Source organism: Novosphingobium sp. TH158 (genome assembly GCF_002855555.1).
Taxonomy (GTDB): Bacteria; Pseudomonadota; Alphaproteobacteria; order Sphingomonadales; family Sphingomonadaceae; genus Novosphingobium.
In genome coordinates, this window is record NZ_PKRT01000002.1 from 113,892 (window position 1) to 138,744 (window position 24,853).

The 24,853-nt window shown below is 65.6% G+C and carries 21 protein-coding genes and 1 tRNA gene; 10 read left to right on the forward strand and 12 right to left on the reverse strand.

Features of this window, described 5'->3' with window-relative positions; genetic code table 11:
* The first annotated feature begins 2 nt into the window (after nucleotides 1–2).
* Nucleotides 3–503: a hypothetical protein gene (locus tag C0V78_RS13615; protein ID WP_101798467.1), complete on the forward strand. Its 501-nt coding sequence runs from the start codon at nucleotides 3–5 to the stop codon at nucleotides 501–503.
* 21 nt (nucleotides 504–524) lie between these two features.
* Here C0V78_RS13615 and C0V78_RS13620 read toward each other — a convergent pair whose 3' ends face one another.
* Nucleotides 525–1,904, reverse strand: coding sequence for a DEAD/DEAH box helicase (locus C0V78_RS13620; RefSeq protein WP_101798468.1), 1,380 nt, complete (start codon nucleotides 1,902–1,904; stop codon nucleotides 525–527).
* A 118-nt stretch (nucleotides 1,905–2,022) separates the two neighbouring features.
* The gene (locus C0V78_RS13625; RefSeq protein ID WP_144039922.1) at nucleotides 2,023–2,541 is read right to left on the reverse strand and encodes a hypothetical protein; all 519 of its coding nucleotides are present in this window, start codon (nucleotides 2,539–2,541) and stop codon (nucleotides 2,023–2,025) included.
* Between the two features lie 239 nt (nucleotides 2,542–2,780).
* Here C0V78_RS13625 and C0V78_RS13630 point away from each other — a divergent pair, with 239 nt between their 5' ends.
* Nucleotides 2,781–4,229 carry an FAD-binding oxidoreductase gene (locus C0V78_RS13630; protein WP_101798470.1) on the forward strand — a complete coding sequence of 483 codons (1,449 nt, stop codon included), beginning with the start codon at nucleotides 2,781–2,783 and terminating at the stop codon, nucleotides 4,227–4,229.
* Nucleotides 4,230–4,280: 51 nt separating this feature from the next.
* On the forward strand, nucleotides 4,281–5,108 hold the full coding sequence (locus tag C0V78_RS13635; RefSeq protein WP_101798471.1) for a SapC family protein: 828 nt from the start codon (nucleotides 4,281–4,283) through the stop codon (nucleotides 5,106–5,108).
* A gap of 221 nt (nucleotides 5,109–5,329) precedes the next feature.
* On the opposite strand, the gene C0V78_RS13640 is transcribed toward C0V78_RS13635, so the two are convergent.
* Complete coding sequence (locus C0V78_RS13640; protein WP_101798472.1) at nucleotides 5,330–6,292, reverse strand: N-formylglutamate amidohydrolase; 963 nt, start codon at nucleotides 6,290–6,292, stop codon at nucleotides 5,330–5,332.
* Nucleotides 6,293–6,420: 128 nt separating this feature from the next.
* Here C0V78_RS13640 and cpdR point away from each other — a divergent pair, with 128 nt between their 5' ends.
* Nucleotides 6,421–6,795, forward strand: a complete 375-nt coding sequence (cpdR, locus tag C0V78_RS13645) for a cell cycle two-component system response regulator CpdR (protein ID WP_101798473.1) — start codon at nucleotides 6,421–6,423, stop codon at nucleotides 6,793–6,795.
* A gap of 145 nt (nucleotides 6,796–6,940) precedes the next feature.
* Nucleotides 6,941–7,015: transfer RNA gene (locus C0V78_RS13650), tRNA-Val, on the forward strand.
* A gap of 41 nt (nucleotides 7,016–7,056) precedes the next feature.
* Here the strand turns inward: C0V78_RS13650 and C0V78_RS13655 are convergent.
* Both C0V78_RS13655 and C0V78_RS13660 read right to left on the reverse strand, forming a co-directional pair.
* Nucleotides 7,057–8,451, reverse strand: a complete 1,395-nt coding sequence (locus tag C0V78_RS13655) for a hypothetical protein (RefSeq protein ID WP_101798474.1) — start codon at nucleotides 8,449–8,451, stop codon at nucleotides 7,057–7,059.
* A gap of 11 nt (nucleotides 8,452–8,462) precedes the next feature.
* Entirely contained in the window at nucleotides 8,463–9,224 is a 762-nt protein-coding gene (locus C0V78_RS13660; protein WP_101798475.1) for a crotonase/enoyl-CoA hydratase family protein, read from the reverse strand.
* 143 nt (nucleotides 9,225–9,367) lie between these two features.
* On the opposite strand from C0V78_RS13660, the gene C0V78_RS13665 reads away from it, so the two are divergent.
* Nucleotides 9,368–10,591 carry an NADP-dependent isocitrate dehydrogenase gene (locus tag C0V78_RS13665; RefSeq protein ID WP_101798476.1) on the forward strand — a complete coding sequence of 408 codons (1,224 nt, stop codon included), beginning with the start codon at nucleotides 9,368–9,370 and terminating at the stop codon, nucleotides 10,589–10,591.
* Between the two features lie 11 nt (nucleotides 10,592–10,602).
* Complete coding sequence (locus C0V78_RS13670) at nucleotides 10,603–11,265, forward strand: hypothetical protein (RefSeq protein ID WP_101798477.1); 663 nt, start codon at nucleotides 10,603–10,605, stop codon at nucleotides 11,263–11,265.
* Here C0V78_RS13670 and C0V78_RS13675 read toward each other — a convergent pair.
* Nucleotides 11,262–12,074 carry a sterol desaturase family protein gene (locus C0V78_RS13675; RefSeq protein ID WP_101798478.1) on the reverse strand — a complete coding sequence of 271 codons (813 nt, stop codon included), beginning with the start codon at nucleotides 12,072–12,074 and terminating at the stop codon, nucleotides 11,262–11,264. The genes C0V78_RS13670 and C0V78_RS13675 overlap by 4 nt on opposite strands.
* 57 nt (nucleotides 12,075–12,131) lie before the next feature.
* Between C0V78_RS13675 and C0V78_RS13680 the strand changes: the two genes are divergently transcribed.
* Together C0V78_RS13680 and C0V78_RS14985 are read left to right on the forward strand one after the other, a co-directional pair.
* Nucleotides 12,132–13,916, forward strand: a complete 1,785-nt coding sequence (locus C0V78_RS13680; RefSeq protein ID WP_101798479.1) for a cation:proton antiporter — start codon at nucleotides 12,132–12,134, stop codon at nucleotides 13,914–13,916.
* Nucleotides 13,917–13,949: 33 nt separating this feature from the next.
* The gene (locus tag C0V78_RS14985) at nucleotides 13,950–14,123 is read left to right on the forward strand and encodes a hypothetical protein (protein ID WP_158241566.1); all 174 of its coding nucleotides are present in this window, start codon (nucleotides 13,950–13,952) and stop codon (nucleotides 14,121–14,123) included.
* 6 nt (nucleotides 14,124–14,129) lie between these two features.
* Here the strand turns inward: C0V78_RS14985 and C0V78_RS13685 are convergent, their stop codons facing one another.
* The 3 genes from C0V78_RS13685 to C0V78_RS13695 all read right to left on the reverse strand — a co-directional run bounded on the left by C0V78_RS13685 (nucleotide 14,130) and on the right by C0V78_RS13695 (nucleotide 18,303).
* The gene (locus tag C0V78_RS13685; RefSeq protein WP_144039923.1) at nucleotides 14,130–14,555 is read right to left on the reverse strand and encodes a hypothetical protein; all 426 of its coding nucleotides are present in this window, start codon (nucleotides 14,553–14,555) and stop codon (nucleotides 14,130–14,132) included.
* Between the two features lie 211 nt (nucleotides 14,556–14,766).
* On the reverse strand, nucleotides 14,767–17,415 hold the full coding sequence (gene alaS, locus C0V78_RS13690) for an alanine--tRNA ligase (RefSeq protein ID WP_101798481.1): 2,649 nt from the start codon (nucleotides 17,413–17,415) through the stop codon (nucleotides 14,767–14,769).
* Nucleotides 17,416–17,481: 66 nt separating this feature from the next.
* Nucleotides 17,482–18,303 carry a trans-aconitate 2-methyltransferase gene (locus tag C0V78_RS13695; protein ID WP_101798482.1) on the reverse strand — a complete coding sequence of 274 codons (822 nt, stop codon included), beginning with the start codon at nucleotides 18,301–18,303 and terminating at the stop codon, nucleotides 17,482–17,484.
* Between the two features lie 147 nt (nucleotides 18,304–18,450).
* On the opposite strand from C0V78_RS13695, the gene C0V78_RS13700 reads away from it, so the two are divergent.
* Nucleotides 18,451–20,511 (forward strand): elongation factor G, encoded by a 2,061-nt coding sequence (locus C0V78_RS13700; RefSeq protein WP_101798483.1) that lies wholly within the window; start codon nucleotides 18,451–18,453, stop codon nucleotides 20,509–20,511.
* Nucleotides 20,512–20,610: 99 nt separating this feature from the next.
* Here the strand turns inward: C0V78_RS13700 and recA are convergent, their stop codons facing one another.
* The 3 genes from recA to C0V78_RS13715 all read right to left on the reverse strand — a co-directional run bounded on the left by recA (nucleotide 20,611) and on the right by C0V78_RS13715 (nucleotide 24,763).
* Entirely contained in the window at nucleotides 20,611–21,681 is a 1,071-nt protein-coding gene (gene recA, locus C0V78_RS13705; protein ID WP_101798484.1) for a recombinase RecA, read from the reverse strand.
* A gap of 125 nt (nucleotides 21,682–21,806) precedes the next feature.
* Complete coding sequence (locus C0V78_RS13710) at nucleotides 21,807–24,215, reverse strand: ATP-binding protein (RefSeq protein WP_101798485.1); 2,409 nt, start codon at nucleotides 24,213–24,215, stop codon at nucleotides 21,807–21,809.
* Nucleotides 24,212–24,763 (reverse strand): DUF2062 domain-containing protein, encoded by a 552-nt coding sequence (locus C0V78_RS13715; protein WP_101798654.1) that lies wholly within the window; start codon nucleotides 24,761–24,763, stop codon nucleotides 24,212–24,214. The genes C0V78_RS13710 and C0V78_RS13715 overlap by 4 nt, the downstream gene beginning before the upstream one ends.
* Nucleotides 24,764–24,853 lie beyond the last annotated feature (90 nt).

Consider the following 24,853-nt stretch of genomic DNA (forward strand, 5'->3'; position numbering starts at 1 on the left):
CGGTGGACGCAGCCAGCCGCGACCGGGCGCAGCGCCGCCGGGCGATGCTGGCCCTGCGGCAGCAACGCAAAGCCGAATCGGCAGAGGCGCGCCGCTTGGGGGCCTTGCTATGCGATCAGGGCATTCGCTGGGTGCGCGTGCCACCGCCGCAAGTGCGCGCGTTGCTTGGCACCAAGCTGGCAGCTCCGGCAATCGATGAGCGGTTCGACTGGCAGCGGATTCCGGGTGCGACGATCCGGCACTGGCAGTCTTCGGATGAGGCACGGCAACTGGTCGCGGCAGCCCTGGAACACTTCGCTGCGCCCGATGAGCGCATCACGATGGTCTTCCACACCCACGAATCCGGGCTGCGCCTCAAGGCCATGGATCTTGCCGCAAACCTTGCGTCCATCCTTCCGGCCTTGCGTGAGTTCTGGCTGGCTGGCGAGGACCAGCCCTGGCTGATCGACTATAACGCCGCAGACCGTGAACTGTGCTTTTGCGCGGCCATGCCGGGCTGCTGAAGGCAGCCTGAAAGACCCTGCCTAGAGTGCCGACAGCCCCAGGAACTCGGGAATCGGGCCGTTCCATTCACCGGGCTTGCTCGGCGGTTCGGCTGGCTCGTCACGGCGCGGCCGGCGGGGTTCCTCGTGCCGGGCCGCGCGCGGTTCGCGCTCGGGACGCGGCGCGCGTTCTTCGCGTGGCTCGCGTTCGCGGCGGGGCTTTTCCTCGCGCGGACGGTCGCTGCGGGCCTTGCGATCCTCACGCGGGCGCTCCTCGCGCCTGGGACGCTCCGACTTTCCTTCGAGCGCGACCTCGTAGACCGGAACCTTCGCGCCCGTCAGCTTCTCGACATTCTCGATCGCCTCGGCATCTTCGGGGGCGACCAGCGTGAAGGCGCGACCGGTTGCTCCGGCGCGGCCAGTACGACCGATGCGGTGAACGTAATCGTCCGGATGCCAGGGCGTGTCGAAGTTGAACACGTGGCTGACGCCCTTCACGTCAAGCCCGCGCGCGGCAACGTCGGAACAGCACAGGATATTGATCTTGCCGTCCTTGAAGCGGTCAAGCTCGGCAATGCGCGATGACTGGTCCATGTCGCCATGGATCTCGCCACTGGCAAAGCCGTGGCGCTGCAGGCTCTTGTTGAGCTCGCGCACCGTGGTCTTGCGGTTGGCGAAGATCATCGCCGTGGAGACATTGTCGTTGCGCAACAGGTAGCGCAGCACTTCGCGCTTGTTGCGCGAGCTGGCAACCGGGACCTTGTGCTGGGCAATGTTGACGTTGGTCGAAGCCGGTCGCGCCACCTCGATCGACTTGGGGTTCGAAAGGAACTTGTCCGCCAGCTTCTTGATCGGCGGCGGCATCGTCGCGCTGAACAGCAAGGTCTGGCGATTGGCCGGCAGCTTCGAACAGATCGTCTCGATATCGGGGATGAAGCCCATGTCGAGCATGCGGTCGGCTTCGTCGATGACCAGCAGTTCGCAGCCCGTCAGCAGGATCTTGCCGCGCTCGAAAAGGTCCATGAGGCGGCCCGGCGTGGCGATCAGCACATCCACGCCCTCGTTCAGCGCCTTCACCTGGTCGCCCATCTGCACGCCGCCGATCAGCAGCGCCATCTTGAGGTCGTGGTTGACGCCGTATGCCTCGAAATTCTCGGCCACCTGGGCGGCGAGTTCGCGGGTCGGCTCAAGGATCAGGCTGCGCGGCATCATCGCGCGGCGGCGGCCGTGATGCAGGACGTCGATCATCGGCAGCACGAAGGAGGCCGTCTTGCCCGTACCGGTCTGGGCGATGGCGATCAGGTCGCGCATCATCAGCACCTGGGGGATCGCCTGCGCCTGGATCGGCGTGGGCGTGTCATACCCCTTGGCGGTGACCGCCTGCACTAGTTCTTCGGACAGGCCGAGGTCGGCAAAATTCATGAGCTTTTTCTGGATTCCTGGATTGCGGGAGCATATTCGCACCACGCCATGTCGCCACGCAAGCGCGCGGCTGAGCGCGCCCTAGTCGCAAATCGCCCGAAAAGTCAAGAAATGCGGCTCAGTTGCCGGTCTGGACCAGCTGTTTGAGCTTGCCGAGCTTGCAATTAGCCCCATTGCGCGATTGCAGCTTGTCCCGGCCCGAGCACATCTGCCCGTCTGCGGTGCGGGCAACGTAGAAGCCGGAATAGAAATCGCGGGCGGTGCAGCCCTTGTCGAGCGCGGCGCTGACCACGCGGGTATCGCGCATGAACAGCAGCAGCCGGTTCTGCGGGGCGATCTGCACCCCGGCAATGCCAGCCACCGGCACGCACTTGCCCATTGATCGCTCTTCCACCTTGGGGCTGGCAGACTTGCGCGGCAAGTCGCTGAGGATGGTGGCGCGCTGCTGCGGCGATGGTGCCTGCGGCGCGATGCGGATGATCAGGCGCTGTTCGATGGACACCTGTCGCGCCACATCCCTGCCAACCGCGCCGACAATCGAAAGCAGCGGCCCGGCATCGGCCTGCGGCCATTCGGCCTCGGCTCCGGGCAAGTCACCTGCAAGCCCCGCAGATTCCATGGCGATCGGATCCGCCACACCAGAAGACTCTTCCGGCGCGATCGCGGCAGGCAGAAGCAACAGGGGAGCAACAAGGGCGGCAAGCGGATTCATTGCGGTGCGGTCGTCACGGCCTTGTCTAGATCGACGGTCCCGGCGTCAGGGCACAACCGGTTTTCAGGCTTGCCGGTTATGCCTTGCCTCTTGAACCATCGCTTAACCCGATTGTCAGGGAATGCAATGTTTCGCGCCGCGCGGGCCTGTGCCATAGGCCCGCCATGGACAACCGGCAGGACTTCCTGGACGAGGCCGCCGCCCTGCTGGGCGACAGCGGCCTGACGCGCGACCCCGACCTTGTCGAGCCCTGGCTGACGGACTGGCGCGGGCGCTATCACGGACGCGCCCTGGCCATGGCATCGCCGGCATCGACCGGGCAACTGGCGCAGCTGATGAAGCTGTGCAGCCGCCATCGCATTGCCGTGGTGCCGCAGGGCGGCAATTCGGGCATGTCCGGCGGGGCAACGCCCGATGGCAGTGGCGGCGAACTGCTGCTTTCGCTGCGCCGCATGAACCGCATCCGCAGCCTCGATGCCGATGCCCGGCAGGTGACCTGCGATGCGGGCGTCATCCTCGAAACCCTGCACCAGGCAGCCGAAGCGCAAGGCCTGCGCTTTCCCCTGACGCTGGGGGGCAAGGGTTCGGCAACGGTCGGCGGGCTGATCTCGACCAATGCCGGCGGCACGCAGGTGCTGCGCCATGGCTCGATGCGCGCGCTCGTGCTGGGCGTGGAGGCCGTGCTGGCTGACGGCAGCGTGTTCAGCGCCCTGACCCCGTTGAAGAAGGACAATCGCGGCTTCGACCTCAAGCAGTTGCTGATCGGATCGGAAGGCACGCTTGGCATCGTTACCGCAGCAACGCTCCGGCTGGTGCCGGCACTGGCTGACCGGATCGTCGTCTGGGCCGGCGTGCCCGACCTGCACGTGGCCCGCGCCCTGCTGCTCCACTGCGAGAAAATCGCCGGAGACGCTCTCGAAGGGTTCGAGGTGCTACCGGCCAGCAGCCTTGCCGCCGTGCTGGCCCACGTGCCCGGAACGCGCGCTCCGCTGGCAGGTTCGCACCCGTGGCACGTCCTGATCGAAGTGGTTGCCGGGCGCGAGACTGCCGAAGGCCTGCAGGAGCGGGCCGAGACGATGGTCGCCTCCGCCTTCGAAGCCGGGCTTGTGGAAGACGCCGTGCTCTCTGCCAGCGAGACGCAGGCCGAGGCGTTCTGGCTGCTGCGCGACAATATCGCGCCGGCCGAACGCGCCAAGGGCGCGGCCGTGCAGCACGATATCTCGGTGCCGGTCGAGAGGATGCCCGCCTTCGTCCATCATGCCGTGCCGCTGATCGAGGCCGAGTTTCCCGGCGTGCACGCGCTTGCCTTCGGGCACCTGGGCGATGGCAACGTCCACTTCCACGTCCTCGCCGGATCGGGAATCTCGCAGGCGGAATACGATTCGGGTGCTGGGCCAAAAATCAGCGCGCGAATCCACGATCTCGTCACCGAATGGGGTGGGTCGATCTCTGCCGAGCACGGAATCGGCCGGTCAAAGCGTGCCGAACTGGAACGGCTTGGCGATCCGGTGGCGCTTGCACTGATGCGCAGTGTGAAAAAGGCGCTCGATCCCCACGGAATCCTTAATCCGGGTAAACTCGTATCTCTTGCGCCGGATCGCGCCAGCGCCTAAAGCCGCGCCTTTCGCGCCACAAGTATACTACAGCTACCGGAGAGAAAATTTATGGCCAGCGCGCCGCAAGCACAGCTTCCGCTTTTCTACAAGGACCTGATGCCGCTCAACAGCCGCGACCATGCGGGCTACAAGAGCCGCCAGACCGATCGCGCCACCTGGCTCTCCGGCCAGCACGCCGTGCCGCTGACCGCCGAGGAATTTCCCGACGCGTCGCGCCACTACCCGATCATCTTCTCGGCTGGGGAAAACTCGGTTCCGCTGGCGCTGATGGGCCTGAACGAAGGCACCAACGTCTTCCTCGACGCCGAAGCCAAGCTGCTCGAGAACGTCTATGTCCCGGCCTATGTCCGCCGCTATCCGTTCCTCCTCGCCAAGCTGACCGAGACCAGCGAAGAGCTGTCGCTCTGCTTCGACCCGACCAGCGAGCTGGTTGGCGAAGGCGACGAGGGCCATGCCCTGTTCGACGGCGACCAGCCGACCGATTCGACCAAGGGCCTGCTCGAATTCTGCAAGCAGTTCGAGGAAGCCGGCCAGCGCACCCAGAACTTCGTGCAGGAACTGGAAAAGCATGACCTGCTGATGGACGGCGAAGTGGCCATCCAGCAGGAAGGCAACGAGCAGCCCTTCATCTACCGCGGCTTCCGCATGGTCGACGAAGCCAAGCTGCGCGACCTGCGCGGCGACGTGCTGCGTACGCTCAATCAGAACGGCATTCTCGCCCTGATCTACGCCCACCTGTTCTCGCTGCAGCTGATCCGCGAGATCTTCGGCCGCCAGGTCATGCAGGGCAAGGGCCCTGCCGGTTCGGCTCCGGCCGCTGCCGCGCCTGCCTCGGAAGAGAAGCCGGCTGCCAAGGGCGCCAAGAAGAAGGCCTGATCCCGGTTCAAGCCCGCATCGTCGAAATGCGGGCTTGAATTTCCAGAATCTTAGGCATAGGTTCGAGTCTGCCTGATTGGTGCTTCCCTCATGGCATCGGTCGGGCTGGTGCGCGAAAGTGCACCTCCTCCCTGAACCTTGGCCACCTCGTGCGCTGCACGAGGTGGTTTTTTATTGGCTGAAGCGCATCAGCCCCGAAAGGTCTTCACCCGGCCACGAACCTACTCGGCGGCATCGGCCCATTCGCCGCCCATGTTGCGGGAAATGCGGCCCAGTTCCGCCACGTCGCCCGCCAGCCTGCGCACCAGCCCGGTCAGCAGGTGGACCATCGCGGCAAAGCCTGCCCCCGGTTCCGACTGGTGGGGATCGAGATAGCTCGTCCGGTCGATCTCCAGCTGGAAGGCGTGAAGTTCGGTTTCCGGGCTGGCATGGCGTTCGAGCACGTAGCCCCCGGAATAGGGCCGGTTATGGGCAATCGCCCGGCGCATCTCCGAAAAATAGGAAAAGGCCGATGCGACAAGCGAGCCCGCGCAGGTCGCGCCGAAACGGTCGCCCAGAACGAATTCCGCCGGCCAGCTGCTGCCCTGCTTCGGCAGCGGTGGCATTGAATGGAGATCGAGCAGAAGCGCCGCCCCCCACCTTTCGCGAAGGCGCGCCAGTTCTGCCGAGAGCGCCATGTGATAGGGCTGGTGGATCAGCTGGATGCGGTCCTCCAGCTCCGATTCCTCATGCCTGCGCTTCCAGATCTCACCCAGGCCGGGCAGCCGCCGGGGAATCAGCCCCAGACCGCTGCGCGCCCGCCGCCCCGGCTCGTAGGAGCCCAACCGGTCCGGCCTGCCGCGCGAGAACATGTCCCAATCGACATCGTCTGGCGCCCGGTTGAGATCGATCATCGCGCGCGGCGCCTGGGCAACCAGCAGCGCTGCGCCTGTGGCATCGGCGACTCGGCGGGCCAGTTCGTCGGCGTAGCGGTCTTCCAGCCGCACCGCCGCGGTTCCGGGGTTGCGCATATGCTCGAAGATGGAGGCCGGATAGGCCCGCCCCGCGTGGGGCACGGCGATCAGCACCGGGATGGTCGAGGGCTGCGGTGCAGTCAGCACAAAAGCCGGCGTTCCGGCAGAACCGGGGATGGTTCCCCCTTCCTGCCGGTGCGAATCGGCCTGCCTGCTGTCTTTCGGCGACATGTGCCGTTGCTGGCCCGGAACGCGCCTTGTGTCAAAGTCGGCCACGGTCGAGGGAGGGCAAGACTTCTTAACTTGTGCCGGGGTATAGGGTGGGCCTGCGTTGCGATAATTGGGAACACTACGGGCACATGATCCGCATTCTGCTTGCCGAAGACGAAGACGCCATGCGCACCTATCTGGCGCGGGCCCTGGAAAACGCGGGTTACGACGTGGTTGCCGTCGATCGCGGCACCGCTGCCCTGCCCCTGCTGGAGCGGGAGCATTTCGACCTGCTGTTGTCGGACATCGTCATGCCCGAAATGGACGGAATCGAGCTGGCCCAGCGCTGTGCCGAGGTCAGCCCGGAAACCAAGGTGATGTTCATCACCGGCTTTGCCGCCGTCACGCTCAAGGCCAGCCGCGAGGCACCGCAGGCGCGCGTGCTTTCCAAGCCGTTCCACCTCAAGGACCTGGTCATGGAAGTGGAGCGCGTTTTCGACCTGCAGAGCAGCGCACGCATCTAGTTTGCCGGCCCGGACAAAAGGGCAGCGCGCCAGAGCCGCTGCCACGGGCAGACAGAGGTAAAAGAGCACTTGATTTGCCGGGGAGGCTCCACTATTGGCGCACCCCTGCCGAGGCGGTTCGCCGCACCGGCTGCTCGAATGGAATGGGCGTATAGCTCAGTGGTAGAGCACTATGTTGACATCGTAGGGGTCGCAAGTTCAATCCTTGCTACGCCCACCATTCCATAGCAAAACCCGCCGGCACCCCGGCGGGTTTTGCTTTTACTGGCCCCCGCTTTGCCGAACGTGGATGGCGATCAGCGAATCGACATGATGCCTGCGCCAGCCCGGCTTGCGGTCCATCTCGTGTGCCGGGGTGCTGCCGGCAGGCAGGAAGGTCCAGGCAATGCCGAATTCGGCCAGCGCCTTGTCCAGTTCCGCCGGCTTACCCTCCATGATTGCATCGTACCGCGCCATGAAGGCATCGCCATAGAGATCGGTGCGCCCGTCGATGAAGGGCCGCACGCCCTGCCCGATCAGGAAACCGCCCGAAGGATAGCCGTTGAGCACGTGCTGCCCGCGCAGTTCGGCCGGCACATGGGCGAACGAGCTGGCAGGTGCCGTATCGCTTTCCAGCACCTGTGCCGGGATTGCCAGCCGCACCCCGATCACCGCCAGCGCGGCCAGCCCGGCCAGGGGCATGGCCCAGCGCGGCAGGCTGCGCGCCGCCTCTGCCCGGCCGCCCATTGCTTCGGCCAGGATCATGGTGGCGACAACGCCGAACAGCAGCTGGTGGCGCTGGTGCTGCAACGTCATGTGAAGCAGCAGCAGGATCACGAAGATCCGCAACGGCCTGATCCTGACACCGCGCAACATGATCACCGCAAGGCCGGCCATCAGCAGCACCTCGAAGCCGGTGAGCTTGGTGAAGTCCATCGGCAGCCACTCGATGATCAGCTTCAGGCTTTCCATCTGCGTCAGCTGGATCAGGAACAGCGTACCCTCCGGTCCGCGCGGGGTGAGGACCAGCATGACCAGCGCCCCGAGGCCGAAGGGCACCCACTGGCGCAGAACCCGCTGCCAGTCGCGCCGCTGCTCGATCAGCGCTTCAAGCGCGAAGGGTCCGATCAGGGCGACCGCGAACAGCGCCGTGCCATGCATGTTGGCCCAAAGCAGGATCAGCAGCAGCCAGGGCCAGCCCGGCGCCCTGCCCTCTGCCCGCGCGTCCATCAGCGCGCGCATCCATGCCACCAGCATGGGAATAGCCAGCAGGTGCGGCCGCGCAAGCAGGCCGGGCGAAAGGCATCCCAGGGCGAGGATCACCGCCACAAGTGATTCGAGCGCCGGAATGTGCCGGCGCAGCCACTGGTAGAGCAGGCCGATGGCCGTGCCCATGGCCGCGGCCACAAGCAGCATGACACCGGCCCAGCCCGCCAGCCAGTAAGCCACGGCCATGATCACTTCGGCCAGCCATTCGTGGGCGTGCCAGGGCTTGCCGGCAAAGCTGTGCGAGAAGGGGTCGGTCATCGGCACGGCGCCGTGATCGAGCATCCATTCGCCAGCCCGTACGTGCCACCAGGAATCGCCGTCGGCCAGGACCTGGGGGATGAACGCCGTAATGGCAAAGGCGATCAGCGCCGCGAAGGCGAAGTGCGCCCGATTACCCCCCAGCGTCACCGGCGCGGCCTTTAGCGGCCCTTCCAGTCGGGCTTGCGCTTCTGGGCGAAGGCCATGGCGCCTTCGCGCGCATCTTCGCTCTGGAAAACGTGCTCGATGTAGGGGTTCTGGTTGGGGATGATCTCCGCGTCCGACCATAGCCACGAATCACGCACCACGCCCTTCGAGGCGATGACTGCCAGCGGGCCATTCGCCGCCACCCGCGCTGCAAGGGCGCGCGCGCCCTCGATCGCAGGACCATCGGTCAGCACGTTGACCAGCCCCAGCTCATGCGCGCGTTCGGCCGTGATCGGATCGCCGGTAAGCGCCAGTTCCATCGCCAGCGTGCGCGGCAGCAGGCGCGGCAGTTGCACCATGCCGCCGCCGCCAGCGGCCAGGCCGCGCTTCACTTCGGGAATGCCGAATTTCGCACCCTTGCTGGCCACGATCATGTCACAGGCAATGGCCAGCTCCATGCCGCCGGCAAGCGCATAACCATCGACGGCTGCAATCACCGGCTTCTTCGGCGTCCAGGCGGTCAGCCCACCAAAGCCGCGCTTTCCGGCCACCGGCAGTTCGCCGGCGAGGAAGCCCTTGAGATCCATGCCCGAGCAGAACGATCCGCCCGCTCCTGTCAGGATGGCGCAGCGCAGGTCCGTTTCGGCATCGAGGCGGTCCATCGCCGCGGCAATCGCCTCGGCCGCGGCCTTGGTCATGGCGTTCTTCGCCTCGGGCCGGTTGATGGTGACTTCAAGCACGCCCTCGCGCGCCTCGACTATAACCTGATCGCTCACGCCAAACTCCCGTTGTGTCGCTGTTTGAACCCTCCCTGCCGCGCCGCCGCAGCGAAGTCGAGACTTGGCGGACGTAACCGCGCTTGCGATGCGCTTTTTCCCTGCTAAGGGGTCACGGAAATCACTCCCCGGGAAGGCAGAAAATGGCCAAGATCAAGGTAGCGAACCCCGTCGTCGAAATGGACGGCGATGAAATGACCCGCATCATCTGGCAGTGGATCCGCGAGCGGCTGATCCTGCCCTATCTGGACATCGATCTGAAGTACTACGACCTTTCGGTCGAGAAGCGCGACGAGACGAACGACCAGATCACCATCGATTCGGCGGAAGCCACCAAGAAGTACGGCGTTGCCGTGAAGTGCGCGACCATCACGCCCGATGAAGCCCGCGTCGAGGAATTCAACCTCAAGGCCATGTGGAAGAGCCCCAACGGCACGATCCGCAACATCCTTGGCGGCACCATCTTCCGCGAACCGATCGTCATCCAGAACGTGCCCCGCCTGATCCCGGGCTGGACCGATCCGATCGTCGTCGGCCGCCATGCCTATGGTGACCAGTACCGCGCCACCGACACGCTGATCCCCGGCCCCGGCACGCTGCGCCTGGTGTTCAATGGCGACGATGGCCAGGACATTGATCTGGAAGTGTTCAAGTTCCCCGCCGCCGGCGTGGCCATGGCGATGTACAACCTTGACGAATCGATCCGCGATTTCGCGCGCGCTTCGTTCCATTACGGCCTTGGCCTGAACTGGCCGGTGTACCTTTCGACCAAGAACACCATCCTCAAGAAGTACGACGGCCGCTTCAAGGACCTGTTCCAGGAAGTGTACGAAACCGAAGGCTTCAAGGAAAAGTTCGCCGAAGCCGGCATCGTCTACGAACACCGCCTGATCGACGACATGGTCGCCTCGGCGCTCAAGTGGTCGGGCAAGTTCGTCTGGGCCTGCAAGAACTATGATGGCGACGTGCAGTCGGACCAGGTGGCGCAGGGCTTCGGCTCGCTGGGCCTGATGACCTCGGTTCTGCTCACCCCCGATGGCAAGACCGTGGAGGCCGAAGCCGCCCACGGCACCGTCACCCGCCACTACCGCCAGCACCAGCAGGGCAAGGCAACCTCGACCAACCCGATTGCGTCGATCTTCGCCTGGACCCGCGGCCTGATGTATCGCGGCAAGTTCGACAACACGCCGGACGTGGTGCGCTTCGCCGAAACGCTCGAGAAGGTCTGCATCGAGACGGTGGAAAGCGGCAAGATGACCAAGGATCTCGCGATCCTCATCGGACCGGAACAGCCCTGGCTGACCACCGAGGGCTTCTTCGAGGCGATCGTCGAGAACCTCGAAGCCGAAATGAAGAACTGGGCTTGAGGCCCGGTGCCATGAAATCGAAAGGGCCGCTCCTGGCAACGGGGGCGGCCTTTTTGCTGGTCCTGCCGCTGCTGGCACCGCAGACGCTTGCCTTCCCGCACCGCGCGCAGGTGGGCGAATTCGACGTGCGCAGCGAAAGCCCGCTCCCGCCCGGGCAACTGCAGGCCGTGCTGAACGATGCACGTCAGCGCATTGCATCAAGCCCCTTGGCCGATCCGGCGGGCGAACAGCGGGATATCTACCTCACCTCTGGCGGCTGGCGCTGGACCTGGCTGACGCTGCAAAGCCGGGGTGCCTTCGCCCTGACGCGGGCGCTGACCGGTTACATGGTGATCAACCGCAGCGATCTTGCCACCAACCGCGTGGAGAACGGCGGGTCGATCGGCGGGCAGCGCTTGCTTTCGGGCGTGATCGCGCATGAAACCTGCCATGGCATGCTGCGCCGCCATTTCGGGCGGCTGACCGTGGACATCACCAGGCCCGCCTGGATGCGCGAAGGCTATTGCGACCATGTCGCCGGTGAAAGCAGCCTTTCGGATGCCGATGTTGCGGGGCTCAAAGCGCGCGGCGAAACGCACCCAGCGCTGGTTTACTATCACGGCCGCCGGCGAGTCGCCGCGATCCTTGCGGCGAATGGCGGTGATGTCGACAAGCTGTTCGCGGGCAGCCGCTAGGTCTGCCGTGTCGCTTCCGAGCGGAACAGCGGCCAGGCGAGCTGCTCGGCGGCCGTGATCGGCGGCAGGTTCTCGATGCCGATCTCTGCCGGATAGCGGCGGGTGATCTTCGCCGTTCCGAACAGCACATCCCACAGGAACAGCAGGTTCCCGAAGTTCCCTTTGTAGTGGGTCACGCCGTCGGAAAGATGCTTGCCGTGGTGGGCACTGTGCGTCGACGGGGTGGAGATGGTCCGCTCAACCAGCCACATCAGCGGCGAGAGCCAGCGGATCCGATAGAGCGGCCTGTCCCACGGCACGTCCGAATGGGCCGCGATGATCACCAGCTGCTTGATCACCACATAGGGCACATAGACCGCGCCCAGGCCAAGGTAGATCAGCGCCCCGGAAAACCACAGGCTGGGCATGGTGAGATAGTAGAACACGTTGTTGCGAAACACGATCCGCACCGACATGTACTCGCCCGAATGGTGCGCGCGGTGCAGGTTGTAGAGCCAGGGAAAGCTGTGCGAGGCCCGGTGCCACCAGTATTGCGCCATGTCATCGAAGATAAGCAGCAGCGCCACCTGCGCGATTACCGGCAGAGCGGCCAGCGCTCCGGCATGGTCCGGAAAGGCCCAGGCCATGCCCAGCCAGGCAACCAACAGGATCAACGGCTGCGTCACGAGGAGCAGCACGGGCGATCCGATCAGTTCGACAAGGGCATCGTCGCGCGTCTGACCGCGCTTGTGCAGGAAGCTGCCGCGCAGCGCCTCGATCACGGCGAAGCACAGGAATATCGCCAGGATCCAGAATCCCTCTGTCTTCACGGCCCCTCTCCCTTTCCCGCCGTGACAAATGCACCCACATTGGCTTAGGTGCAAGTCATGCCCGCAGCGTTCGATTTCAGCCCCAACTCTCCCCTTGGCGATGCCCTCGTGGTCCTGGGTGCGGCGGGGATCGTCATTCCGCTGTTCGCCCGCTACCGCATCACGCCGGTGATCGGCTTCATCCTCGTCGGCATGCTGGTCGGCCCGTTCGGCCTCGGCGCGATGGTGCCCGATGCGCCCTGGCTTGCCTACATCACCATATCGGACCCCGGAGGACTGGCGCCCTTTGCCGAATTCGGCATCATCCTGCTGCTGTTCTCGGTGGGGCTCGAACTGTCGTTCGCCCGCCTGTGGTCAATGCGAAAGCAGGTTTTCGGGCTGGGTTCGCTTGAACTGATCATCTGTGCCGTCCTGATCGGCAGCGGCCTGCTGCTGCTCGGCAATTCGCTCAGCACGGCACTCGCGCTCGGCCTGGCCCTGGCGATGAGCTCCACCGCACTGGTGCTCAAGATCACCGATACCCGCACGCCCGTGGGCAAGGCCGCGCTTTCGATGCTGCTGTTCGAGGATATCGCGCTGGTGCCGATCATCTTCCTGCTCGGCGCGATGGGGCGCGGGGGCGAGACGCAGGACGCATCGGACATCCTGCGCACGCTCTGGCTCGGCGGGCTTACCGTTGTGCTGCTGATGGCACTGGGTCGGATGCTCCTGCCGCGCCTGTTCGCGCAGGCGGCGCGCACCAAGAGTCCCGAGCTGTTCCTTGCCGCCAGCCTGCTGGTGGTGATCGTCGCCGCCCTGGCCACGGCAGCGAGCGGCCTTTCACCCATTGTCGGCGCGCTGATCGCCGGCCTGCTGATCGCCGAAACCGAATATTCGGGCGAAGTCGAAGCGATGACCGAACCGTTCAAGGGGCTGGCGCTCGGCGTGTTCCTGATCACCGTGGGCATGAGCCTCGACCTTGGCCAGGTCTGGGAGCAGATCGGGTCGATCCTGATCGCGGTGATTGCCGTGCTGGGCGTAAAGGCGCTGGTCACCGCGCTGGTACTGCGCGCCATGGGCGTGCGGGCAGGCACTTCGACCGAAACGGGCATCCTGATGGCCAGTCCATCGGAAACGACGCTGATCGTGCTCGGCACGGCCATGGGCGTCGGCCTGATCCACGCAGAGGCGGCGCGCTTCTGGCAGGCAGTAACAGCGCTGGGCCTGACGATCACCCCGCTGCTGGCCTTGCTCGGCCGGCGGCTCGGCAAGCGGATCGACCGGGCGAAACCCTCTCCCCCGCCGGTTGTCGAAGGCAACGAACCACGCGCCATCATCGTCGGGTTCGGTCGCGTCGGGCGGATGGTGGCGGATATGCTGCGCACGCACGAGAAGCCCTTCATTGCGCTCGATGCCGATGCAGACCTGATCGCGCAGGGCGCGGCGGACGGTTATCCGGTGGTCTTCGGCGATGCCGTTCATGGCCGGGTGCTCAGCCACCTGGGGATCGACCGGGCAAGCGCGGTGATCCTGACCATGGACGAGCCGCATTCGATGCAGCGGATCATCCGCAGCCTGCGGACGCAGTATCCGGACCTGCCGATCATTGCCCGCGCGCGCGATGCCAGCCATGCCGCGCAGCTTTACAAGGCCGGTGCCAGCCATGCCGTGCCGGAAACGCTGGAAAGCTCGCTGCAGCTGTCCGAGGCGGTGCTGGTGGACCTGGGCGTGCCCATGGGCTTCGTCATCGCCTCGGTCCACGAAAAACGCGACGAGCTGCGCGCGCAGATCATGGAAGAAGGCGAGCTTGAGGTGAAACCCCGCCTGAAGAGCGCCAGCCTGCGGGAACACAGCGCGGAGTGAAGCGGTTTGACCTGGCCCCAAAGGAGCCAGCCCATGTCAGACCGCGATCCCCGCCAACCGAACGAAAGCTTCGATCCCGCTGCCGAAGCCGGCGAGGAGAAGGGCAAGATCAAGCGGCCGCAGCGCACCGACGCCACCATGGCCGAAAAGGATCTGGCGCGCGGGTCCGAACCGGAAACCCGCGCAGCTAGTCGCCGTCGGCAGTAACGCCGGTTACTTAAGGCGCGTCACCACGACGGCAAGGCCGCCATCGCCCTTTAGTTCCTGCTTCTGACCGACGGCGATTGTCATCGGACGGTCGAAGCTGACGCTTGACGTGCCCCCGGCCTCGCAGCCGCCGGCAGGGCGCGTCCAGCTGGCGGAAACGGTGTACTCCGGATTCTCGGGCGCATAGCCCCGCCGGTTGATAGCTACGCGCAGCGAGCGGGACTGGTTGGGCGCATAGGTTCCAAGCGCGCTCTTGTCCGCCGGGCAGGGCTCGGGTGCTTCGGAGAGCGTGCTGTTGAAACTGGCACCGGCATAATTCGCGAGCCGCATCTGCCCGCTCCACAGCTTTTCGCCGCCACCCCACAACTCAACCTGGAACAGGGCCGGTGGCGGCGGCGGCGAAGGAATCCTGGCCGTCGGCGCAACCATCACCGGCGGAAGCGGAGGCGGAGGCGGAGGCGGCATCAAAACAGTCCGCGGCGGCGGAGACGGAACAAGGACCGGCGGCGGAGGCGTGGAGTCATTTGCCTGGGCGGCAAGCGGCGCCGCCAGCATGGCGACAAATGTGTACAGGATCGGCTTTGCAGGCTTCATCGCACCCCTCCGGAAAAATTATCCTTTGGGGACGATAGCTTGCAAAGCCTTATCCGGCCAGAGCGTTTCTTGCAGCGGCGATGGCATCAGCGGCCTTGGCCCCGTCGGGACCCCCGCCCTGCGCCATGTCCGCACGGCCACCGCCACCCTTGCCGCCCAGCGCTTCGACGCCGGCCCGCACAAGATCCACCGCGCTGACCTTGCCGGTCAGGTCTTCGGTCACGGCAGCGGCAATGCTGGCCTTGCCCTCGTTCACGGCCACGATCACCGCCACGCCCGAACCCATGCGCGCCTTTTCCTGGTCAAGCAGGCCGCGCAGTTCCTTGGCATCGAGACCGTTGATCACCTGGCCCGAGAACTTGATGCCACCCACTTCCTCGTCGGCAGCGGCGGCCTTGGCCCCGCCCCCGCCAAGCGCGAGCGCCTTCTTGACCTCGGCCAGTTCGCGTTCCAGCTTCTTGCGCTCGTCAAGCAGGGCGGTAACGCGTGCCTCGACCTCGTCGGGCGTCGTGCGGAGCACCGAAGCAGCGCTCTTCAGCGCTTCCTCGCGCCCGACAAGCCACTGGCGCGCACCCTCCCCGGTCAGCGCCTCGATGCGGCGCACGCCGGAAGAGACAGCGCTTTCGGAAACGATGCGGAACACGCCGATATCGCCGGTGGCGCGCACGTGGGTACCGCCGCACAGTTCGACCGAATAATGCTGGTTGCCGGTGTTGCGGCCCATCGAAAGCACGCGCACTTCATCACCGTACTTTTCGCCGAACAGCGCCATGGCGCCTGCCGCGATGGCATCGTCGGGGCTCATCAGGCGGGTAACGACCGCTTCGTTGGCGCGGATTTCGGCGTTCACTTCCGCTTCGATCGCGGCAATGTCATCAGCCGTGAGGGCCGTGGGCTGCGAGAAGTCGAAGCGCAGGCGCTCTGCCGCCACCATCGACCCTTTCTGCGTCACATGCCCGCCAAGGCGGTGGCGCAGCGCAGCATGCAGCAGGTGGGTGGCCGAGTGGTTGGCCCGGATGGCATCGCGGCGCGCGACATCGATATCGAGCTTCACCATGTCGCCGACTTCCAGCTTGCCGTTTTCCACCACGCCGTTGTGGGCATGAAGCCGGCCAAGCGGCTTGGCCGTATCGGCCACCGCAATGGCAAGGCCGTTGGCGCCGGTGATCGTGCCGGCATCGCCCGTCTGGCCGCCGCTTTCGCCATAGAAAGGCGTCTGGTTGGTGATGACTGTCACCTTGTCGCCGGCCTGGGCCGAGGAGACTTCCTTGCCGTCCTTGACCAGGGCAACGACCTGGGCCTCGCCGGTGGAGGCGGTGTAGCCGGTGAATTCGGTCGCGCCGACGCGTTCGGCGATGTCGAACCAGACTTCACTGTCGGCGGCCTCGCCCGAGCCCTTCCAGGCGGCGCGGGCGGCTGCCTTCTGCTGCGCCATGGCAGCATCGAAGCCGGCCTTGTCCACGCCGATGCCGCGCGCGCGCAGGGCGTCTTCGGTCAGGTCGTAGGGGAAGCCGTAAGTGTCGTAGAGCTTGAAGGCGACATCGCCGGCAAGTTCCCCGCCCTCGCTCATTCCGCCGGTCGCCTCGTCGAGCAGTTTGAGGCCGTTGGCCAGCGTCTGGCGGAACTTGGTTTCCTCGCGCTCCAGCACTTCGCGGATCAGCGGTTCGGCGCGGCCAAGTTCGGGATAGGCCTGGCCCATCTCGACCACCAGCGCGGGCACCAGCCGGTGCATCAGGGGCTCCTTCGCGCCCAGCAGGTGGGCATGGCGCATGGCGCGGCGCATGATGCGGCGCAGCACATAGCCGCGGCCTTCGTTCGAAGGCAGCACGCCGTCTGCCAGCAGGAACGAGGTGGAGCGCAGGTGGTCCGCGATCACGCGGTGGCTAGCCTGCGTCTCGCCCTCGGCCTTGACGCCGGTCAGGCTTTCGCTGGCGGCGATCAGCGCCTTGAAGGTGTCGGTATCGTAGTTGTCATGCACGCCCTGCAGCACGGCCGAAATACGTTCCAGCCCCATGCCGGTGTCGATGCTGGGCTTGGGCAGTTCGGAAACGATCTCGCCCGCCGCCTGCTCGAACTGCATGAACACCAGGTTCCAGATCTCGATGAAGCGATCGCCATCTTCCTCCGGCGATCCCGGAGGCCCGCCCCAGATGTGATCGCCATGGTCGAAGAAGATTTCCGAGCACGGACCGCACGGGCCATCATCGCCCATGGCCCAGAAATTGTCCTTGGTGGGGATGCGGATGATGCGGTCTTCGGGCAGACCGGCGATCTTCTTCCACAGCTCGAACGCCTCGTCATCGGTGTGATAGACCGTGGCGAGCAGCTTTTCCTTGGGAAGGCCCCATTCCTTGGTCAGCAGGGTCCAGGCGTGGGTGATCGCCTGTTCCTTGAAATAGTCGCCGAACGAGAAGTTGCCGAGCATCTCGAAGAACGTGTGGTGGCGCGCGGTGTAGCCCACATTGTCGAGATCGTTGTGCTTGCCACCGGCGCGAACGCACTTCTGGCTGCTGGTCGCACGCGGGGTGCCGCGCGTCTCAAGCCCCGTGAAAACGTTCTTGAACGGCACCATGCCGGCGTTCGTGAACATCAGGGTCGGGTCGTTGTAGGGAACCAGCGGCGCCGATTGCACCACCTCGTGCCCGTTACGGCCGAAGTATTCGAGGAAGGAGCGGCGGATTTCGTTCGTCGAAGTCATGCCTGCGCCGATAGGGCAGGCGCGGAAATGCGGCAAGTCTCTAGGCGCAGGTTCGTCAACCGGTGATCAACCCTTGCGCGCGGTGACCTGCCAGGCGGCGGCAGGGAACACGACCATGCTATCGTGCAGGTTGCCGCCCAGCCAGCGCTCCATCCGCTCAAGAATAGCCTGCCGCTCCTCGCCCTCCAGCGCGCGCAGGACCGGGGCGGCAGGGCCGATCCGCTGGAAGAAGGCCATGGCATCGGCCACGGGACCATCCCCCGTGCCTGCCACATAGGCAAAATCGCGCGCCTCGATCCGCACACCATGCCAGCCCGCCTCTTCGAGCAGGGCGTGGACGCGCCCGGCATCGGCAAAGGCGAAGGGCCCCGGCGCATGGGGATCGGGCCTGGGACCACCGCCGGGCAGGAGCGCGGCAAGCCCGCTGGCCCAGCCGTTTTCCTGCGGCGAGCGAAAGCAGGAGAAGATCATCCGCGCCTGCGGGGCGGCAAGGTCCAGCAGATTGGCAAAAGCCGCCGGCGGATCATCGAAGAACATCACCCCGTGACGCGAAACCAGCAGGTCCGGTTCGAAACCGTCGCCGTTCCACACCGCCGCATCTGCCTCGATAAAGCGCACCCGCGGATTGCCGCCCGCACGATCGCGCGCCGCGGCGAGAAGGTCTGCCGAAACATCGACGCCGATAACTTCGGCATCGGGCCGCAGCCGGGCCAGCGCCAGCGAAAGCTCACCCGCCCCGCAGCCGATATCGAGCACCCGGCGCCCCGGCATCCCGGACAGCGTATCGAGCAATTGCGCGGTCAGGCCGGCGAAGGACCGGTCAGTCAGCTTCCACGATGCGGCCCAGGCCTTGCCCACGCCTTCCTGCCAGTCTCGAACATCGGTCATGCCCCCTGTCTAGGCACCGCCCTCTGGCGCAGCAATGCAGATTCCGCTTGCGACTCACCGGCAAGAGGCAGACCATCCCTTCCCATGTCCCAGTGCGCGTCTGACGCACGGAGCGCCCGGCGCGCCTCATCGACGAGGAGGCGGACAATGGGCAACACCCCGTTTGGCAGTACACCCGATGGCAGCAAAGCCACCCGTGCGGTCGTTCTGGTCGGACCGGCAGGCACGGGTAAGACCAGCCTGGCGGAGGCGCTGCTATTTGCCAGTGGCGCGATCAACCGGCAGGGTTCGGTAGAGGCGGGCAATACGGTGGGCGATACCAGCCCCGAGGCCCGGGCGCGACGCGGCTCGACCGAGCTGAACCTGATGCATTTCGACTACATGGGCGATCGCTTTGCCCTGATAGACACCCCCGGTGCGCCCGGTTTTGCTGCCGATGCGCTCGCGGCCCTGCCAGCGGCCGACATGGCGCTGGTGGTGATAGACCCCTCGCCCGAACGCGCCGCGCTGGTAGAACCCGTGCTGCGGCGGCTGGACGAGCTGGGCCTGCCGCACGCGATATTCGTCAACAAGATCGAAACCGCCCGCGCCGGGGCCGTGCGCGAACTGGTGGCCGAATTGCAGCCGATGAGCCGCGAACCGCTAGCCCTGCGGCAGATTCCCATTCGCGAGGGGGACCATGTTACCGGCTACGTCGATCTCGCGCTGGAACGGGCCTATCGCTACCGCCCCGGCAAGGAAAGCGAGCGGGTGGAAATCCCGGGCGACGTGCTGCTGCGTGAGAAGGAAGAGCGCACGCACCTGCTCGAAACGCTGGCCGATTTCGACGTTGCGCTAATGGAAGCCCTGCTGATGGACGAGCAGCCGGAGCAGGCAACTGTAATGGGCGACCTTGCCGCCGATACTGGTGCGAACAAGATCGTGCCCGTGCTGCTTGGTTCGGCGCTTGGGGATGGCGGCGTGCACCGACTGCTCAAGTTCCTGCGCCACGAGGCTCCCACGCCGGTCGCAGCGAGCGAGCGCGTTGGACTGGCCGGGGGCGGCGCGTTGCATGTTTTCAAGGTAACCAATGCCGGCGCCATGGGACGGCTGGCGCTCGGCCGGGTGCTGGGCGAACCGCTGAGCGAAGGTGCCGAGCTCCTGGTCGATGGGGAGCCGTCGCGCACCGGATCGATCTTTTTCGTGCAGGGTGAAAAGACCGCGAAACAGGCCCGCGCAGCACCCGGAGACGTGATCGCCGTGGCCAAGGTGGACGGTGCCCGGCCCGGCTCGCTGCTGGGCAGCCGGAGCGCCGGGGTTCTTGGCGAAACGCCAATCGGCGCACCGGTGCGCAATGCGGCGATCGCGATCTCCACGCGTGATCGCAAGGATGACGTCAAGCTCTCCACCGCGCTTCACCGCCTGTGCGAGGAAGACCCGGCGCTTCAATGGCTGCAGGATGATGCCAGCCATGAGACCGTGCTGCGCGGCATCAACAACGAGCACTTGTCGGTCGTGCTGTCGCGGCTGGAGCGGCGCTATGGCGTGGCCGTGCAAGGCCGCCCACCGCGAATCGCCTATCGCGAATCGATCCGCAAGGCGGCCGGGGCGCGGGGGCGGCACAAGAAACAGTCGGGCGGACACGGACAGTACGGCGATTGCGTGATCGAGATCCGCCCGCTCGAGCGCGGGTCGGGCTTTGTCTTCGAGGACCGGATCACCGGCGGCGCCATCCCGCGGCAATATATCCCCGCTGTCGAAGCGGGTATCAGGGATGCCATGGAGCGCGGTCCGCTCGGCTTTCCGGTGGTCGATGTCGCAGTGACACTGACCGACGGATCGTGCCACTCCGTCGATTCGAGCGAGCTTGCATTCCGGATCGCGGGCAGGATGGCCATGGGCGAAGCTCTGGCTATGGCCTCCCCCTACCTGCTTGAACCGGTCGTCCGGATCAGCGTCGATACGCCTGCCGGCACGGGATCGAAGGCCGGGTCGGTTCTTTCCAGTCGCCGGGGCCAGATCCTTGGTCTGTCTCCGCACCCCGACTGGGCCCGCTGGGAGCGCGTCGAAGCACTGTTGCCCGAAGCCGGTCTGCACGGTCTCGATTCCGAATTGCGCTCCATGAGTCAGGGCCTGGCGAGCTTCACGGCGACATTCGACCATCTGTCGGAACTGGGCGGCAAGCAGGCCGACGAGGTCGTAAGGGCAAGGCTGGCCGAGGCTGCGTGAAGCGAACAAACGGAAACCGGCGCGAAGGGGGGACCTTCGCGCCGGCTGCTGGTTCCGAGCCACCCGCGCCGAGGCGCGGGCTTGGCGGCTCCTTGAAGATCAGATGTCGTCGTCCGCGTCCGGGCCGGACATCATCTCTTCGGCGACCTTGTCGGTCCGGCCGCGGATCGCGGCTTCCAGACGGTCGCAAACTTCGGGATTTTCCTTGAGGTAGGTCTTGGCATTCTCGCGCCCCTGACCGATGCGGATCGAGTCATAGGAGAACCACGCGCCCGACTTTTCGACGATGCCGGCCTTGACGCCGAGATCGAGGATTTCGCCGATCTTCGAAATGCCTTCGCCATACATGATGTCGAATTCGACCTGCTTGAACGGCGGGGCCACCTTGTTCTTGACGACCTTCACGCGGGTGGTGTTGCCGACGATATCGTCGCGGTCCTTGATCTGGCCGGTGCGGCGAATGTCGAGGCGGACCGAGGCGTAGAACTTGAGCGCGTTGCCGCCGGTGGTGGTTTCCGGATTGCCGTACATCACGCCGATCTTCATGCGCACCTGGTTGATGAAGATCACCATGCAGCGCGAGCGGCTGATCGAACCGGTGAGCTTGCGCAGGGCCTGGCTCATCAGGCGGGCCTGGAGGCCGACGTGGCTGTCACCCATTTCGCCTTCGATTTCGGCGCGGGGAACCAGTGCGGCAACCGAGTCCACCACCAGCACGTCGATGGCATTGGAGCGCACCAGCGTGTCGACGATTTCCAGCGCCTGCTCACCCGTATCGGGCTGCGAAACGATCAGTTCATCGATGTCGACGCCCAGCTTCTTGGCATAGACGGGATCGAGCGCGTGCTCGGCATCGACGAAGGCAGCCGTGCCGCCGCCCTTCTGCGCCTCGGCAATCGCATGGAGGGCAAGCGTGGTCTTGCCCGAGCTTTCCGGCCCGTAGATCTCGATCACGCGGCCACGCGGCAGGCCACCGATGCCCAGCGCGATATCGAGCCCGAGGCTGCCGGTGGAAATGGCTTCCACCTCCATCGCCTCTTTCGATCCGAGCTTCATTGCCGACCCCTTGCCGAACGCCCGATCGATCTGTGCGAGTGCCGCTTCAAGCGCCTTCTGCCGGTCCATATCCTTGTCTTTGCCTTCCTGAATCAGCTTGAGCTGCGCTGCCATGGTTAGTCCCCTCTGCCTAGGTGGCGGCGACCGGAAAGGTCAACCTCTGCGATTCGTGTATCGCATTTGTTCCTACGGAACAAGAGTGGAACGATCTTTTTTTGTTCTCATTGCCGGAACGCCGCTCACCGGGCTCCGAGCACGGTCCCCACCTTGTCGCTGATCTGCTGGACCGAGAACGGCTTTGGCAGGAAATGGACGCCTTCGAGGTCGATTTCCTTGCGCAGCTGTTCCTCGGCATAGCCCGACATGAACAGCACCGGCATGCCCGGATGCAGCTTGCGGATCGCCTTGGCCATGGCGGGGCCATCCATCACCGGCATGACGACATCGGAAACGACAAGGTCGAACTCGCCGCCCTGCTGCACCAGTTCCAGCCCTTCTTCGCCATCGGAGGCGCAGGTGACCGTGTAGCCGGCGCGGGAGAGAGCGCGTTCGGCAACGGCGCGGACGGTGTCCTCATCCTCGACCAGCAGCACGCGCCCGCCGCCGCCCCAGGCGGCCTTCGGCTCGGCTTTTGCGACATCGCCGGCTGCGGCCGGTTCGCCGTGGTGGACGGGCAGGTAAACGGTGAACCTGGTGCCCCGGCCCTGCTCGCTATCAGCAAAGATGAAGCCGCCGGATTGCTTGACGATGCCATAGACGGTCGACAGCCCCAGCCCGGTTCCGCGGCCCTGCTCCTTGGTGGTGAAGAAGGGTTCGAAAATCTTGCCGAGGTGCTCAGGCGCAATGCCGCTGCCCGTGTCCTCGACCACCAGCGCGGTATAATCGCCCTGCGGGATGATCTCGCTGCGCATGGCGCGCACGGTGTCGGCGGTGATCCGGCGGGTGGAGAGCGTAAGCTTTGCGTGCCCATCCAGCTTGCCCGCCATGGCATCGCGCGCATTGACCACCAGGTTGACGATCACCTGTTCCAGCTGGGTCGGATCGGCACGGACCGGGCCGAGATCGCGGTCATGGGTGATGGTGAACTGGATCTTCTCGCCCACCAGCCGCTTCAGCATCTGGCCGATATCGGCGACGACATCGGGCAATTGCAGCACTTCGGGGCGCAGCGTCTGCTGGCGACTGAAGGCAAGCAGCTGTCGGGTCAGTGAGGCCGCGCGGTTTGAATTGGCGCGGATCTGCTGGATATCGTCATAGTCGCTGTCGCCCGGCGTATGACGCAGCAGCATGAGATCGCAGGTCCCGAGGATGGCGGTGAGCACATTATTGAAATCGTGCGCCACGCCGCCGGCGAGTTGGCCCACCGCCTGCATCTTGGTGGCCTGGGCGACCTGTCGCTTAAGCCGGGTTTCCTCGGTGCTGTCGGTAAGCCCCAGCAGCACGGCGGCTTCGCCAAGCCCGCGAACGCCGGCAAGGCTGAGCGAAACCGGCTCGTCCGGCTGATGCTTGAGCCGCACGGCGATATCGCCGCTGGCGGCCGGTCCCTGGGCAAAACGGCGCACCGCATCGGAGAGCGCGCCCTTGTCTTCCTTGACCACCAGGTCGGTCGGATAGGGCGGAGGCGGCTCGCCCTCCATCCCGGCCGCACGCATGAAGGCGGGGTTGGCAAACAGCATGTGCCCATCGCGATCGGCCATGGCGAGGCCGAGCGGCAACTGCCCTAGCAGCGCTTCCAGATGCGGGGCGGCGGTGGGGACATCCCGCTCCGGACTGCTGCCGATGGCGATGCCGGCGTCTACCACCAGCATCAGCGAAGGCGTTTCGTCCATGTCTGGCTCTGGCCCGTCGGGATCGGCGACCGGCACGTAGTACATGGTCAGCGCCGCGCCGCGCCGGCCTTCGCGCGCCCAGCTCAACCTCTCGCGGTCGTCCTGCTGGAGGAACGAGACGAACGGCTTGCCGGTTACCAGCGCGCGCGGATCGCCGGTCGCGCGTTCGACAAAGCCGGGGCTGGCGCTGCGGATCATGCCATCGGCATCGACCAATGCGGCGGCAATGCCGTATTTCGCCATGGCGCGGCCGGCCTTGCCCTCGATGGCGCGGACGGTATCGGCAATGGGGTCGGCGACCGTCAGCGGGGCAAAGCGCCATACGAGGTAATCGTCGCCCCGCCCGGCCCGCTCCGCCTCGGCCCGCCATCGGCCCTGTGCCCCTTCGACAAGGTCGGCAGTGCCCAACCCGTCGCGCCAGGCCGTGCGCGCCGCCTTGGCCAGCCGTTCGAGCGAGGGGCCATCGACGTCAAGCTTGGGCGGCGACTGGCCGGTGCCGAACCAGCTTTCGAACAGGGCATTGGCGCAGGTCAGCCGCCCGGCGCGATCGGTGATGCACATTCCGGCATCGGGCCGGGCAATCGCAGCGACGGTAACCGACCAGTCCGGCAAGGCCCATTCGGCCTGCGGTTCGGGCCCGCGACGGCGGATGAAAAGGAAGGCAATTCCGCCAAGGGCAATGGTTCCGCCGGCAAAACCTGCCAGGACCGCGACAGAGCGCGTGGCGAACCAGACGAGGGCGAACGACGCCGCAACGGCCAGCACGAGTGCCAGCCATTCGGTCCGGGATTGCTTGGGAGATTGCGCCGAAGCGCTCACCCCTGATCCGCCTTCATGCCTTCAAGTTTCACGCGGCGCTTGTGCCGTACCCACCAGTTCCAGGTAAAGACCGCGATGAAGTAACCCACAGCCGAAACCACCAGGCTGATGATCAGCAGGCCCGATACGAGCGATGGCGCGGCATCGGAAAACAGCCAGCCGAGCCACTTGTCGATCCCGGCGCCGTGCGAATAAAGCGTCTGGAAGGTCGAGATATCGGCATGGTAGCCAAGCGTGTTGCCGACATAGATCGAACCCGCCAGGATGAAGGGCGTGGTCGCCGGATTGGACAGGAATGTCATGGCCGCGGCGATCGGGATATTGCCGCGGAACGGCACGCACATCAGCGCCGCGCCGACGATCTGGATACCCGGGATCAGGGCGAAGATGCCGATCAGCAGGCCAACGAATACCCCGCGCGGCACAGACCGGCGGGTAAAACGCCACAGTTCCGCACGGCGCGCCAGCGGGGCGACGAAACGCACCTGCTCAAGCTCTTCGCGCTTGGGCAGGTTACGGTCACTCCAGGCGGCGATGCGTGTGAACATTCCCATGGGCCTTGCAGATGTAGTCATTCACTCGGGCTCCTGAAAGGGGAGCCTAGGCAGCAAATCCTTGCAACACGATGAAGGGCGGCT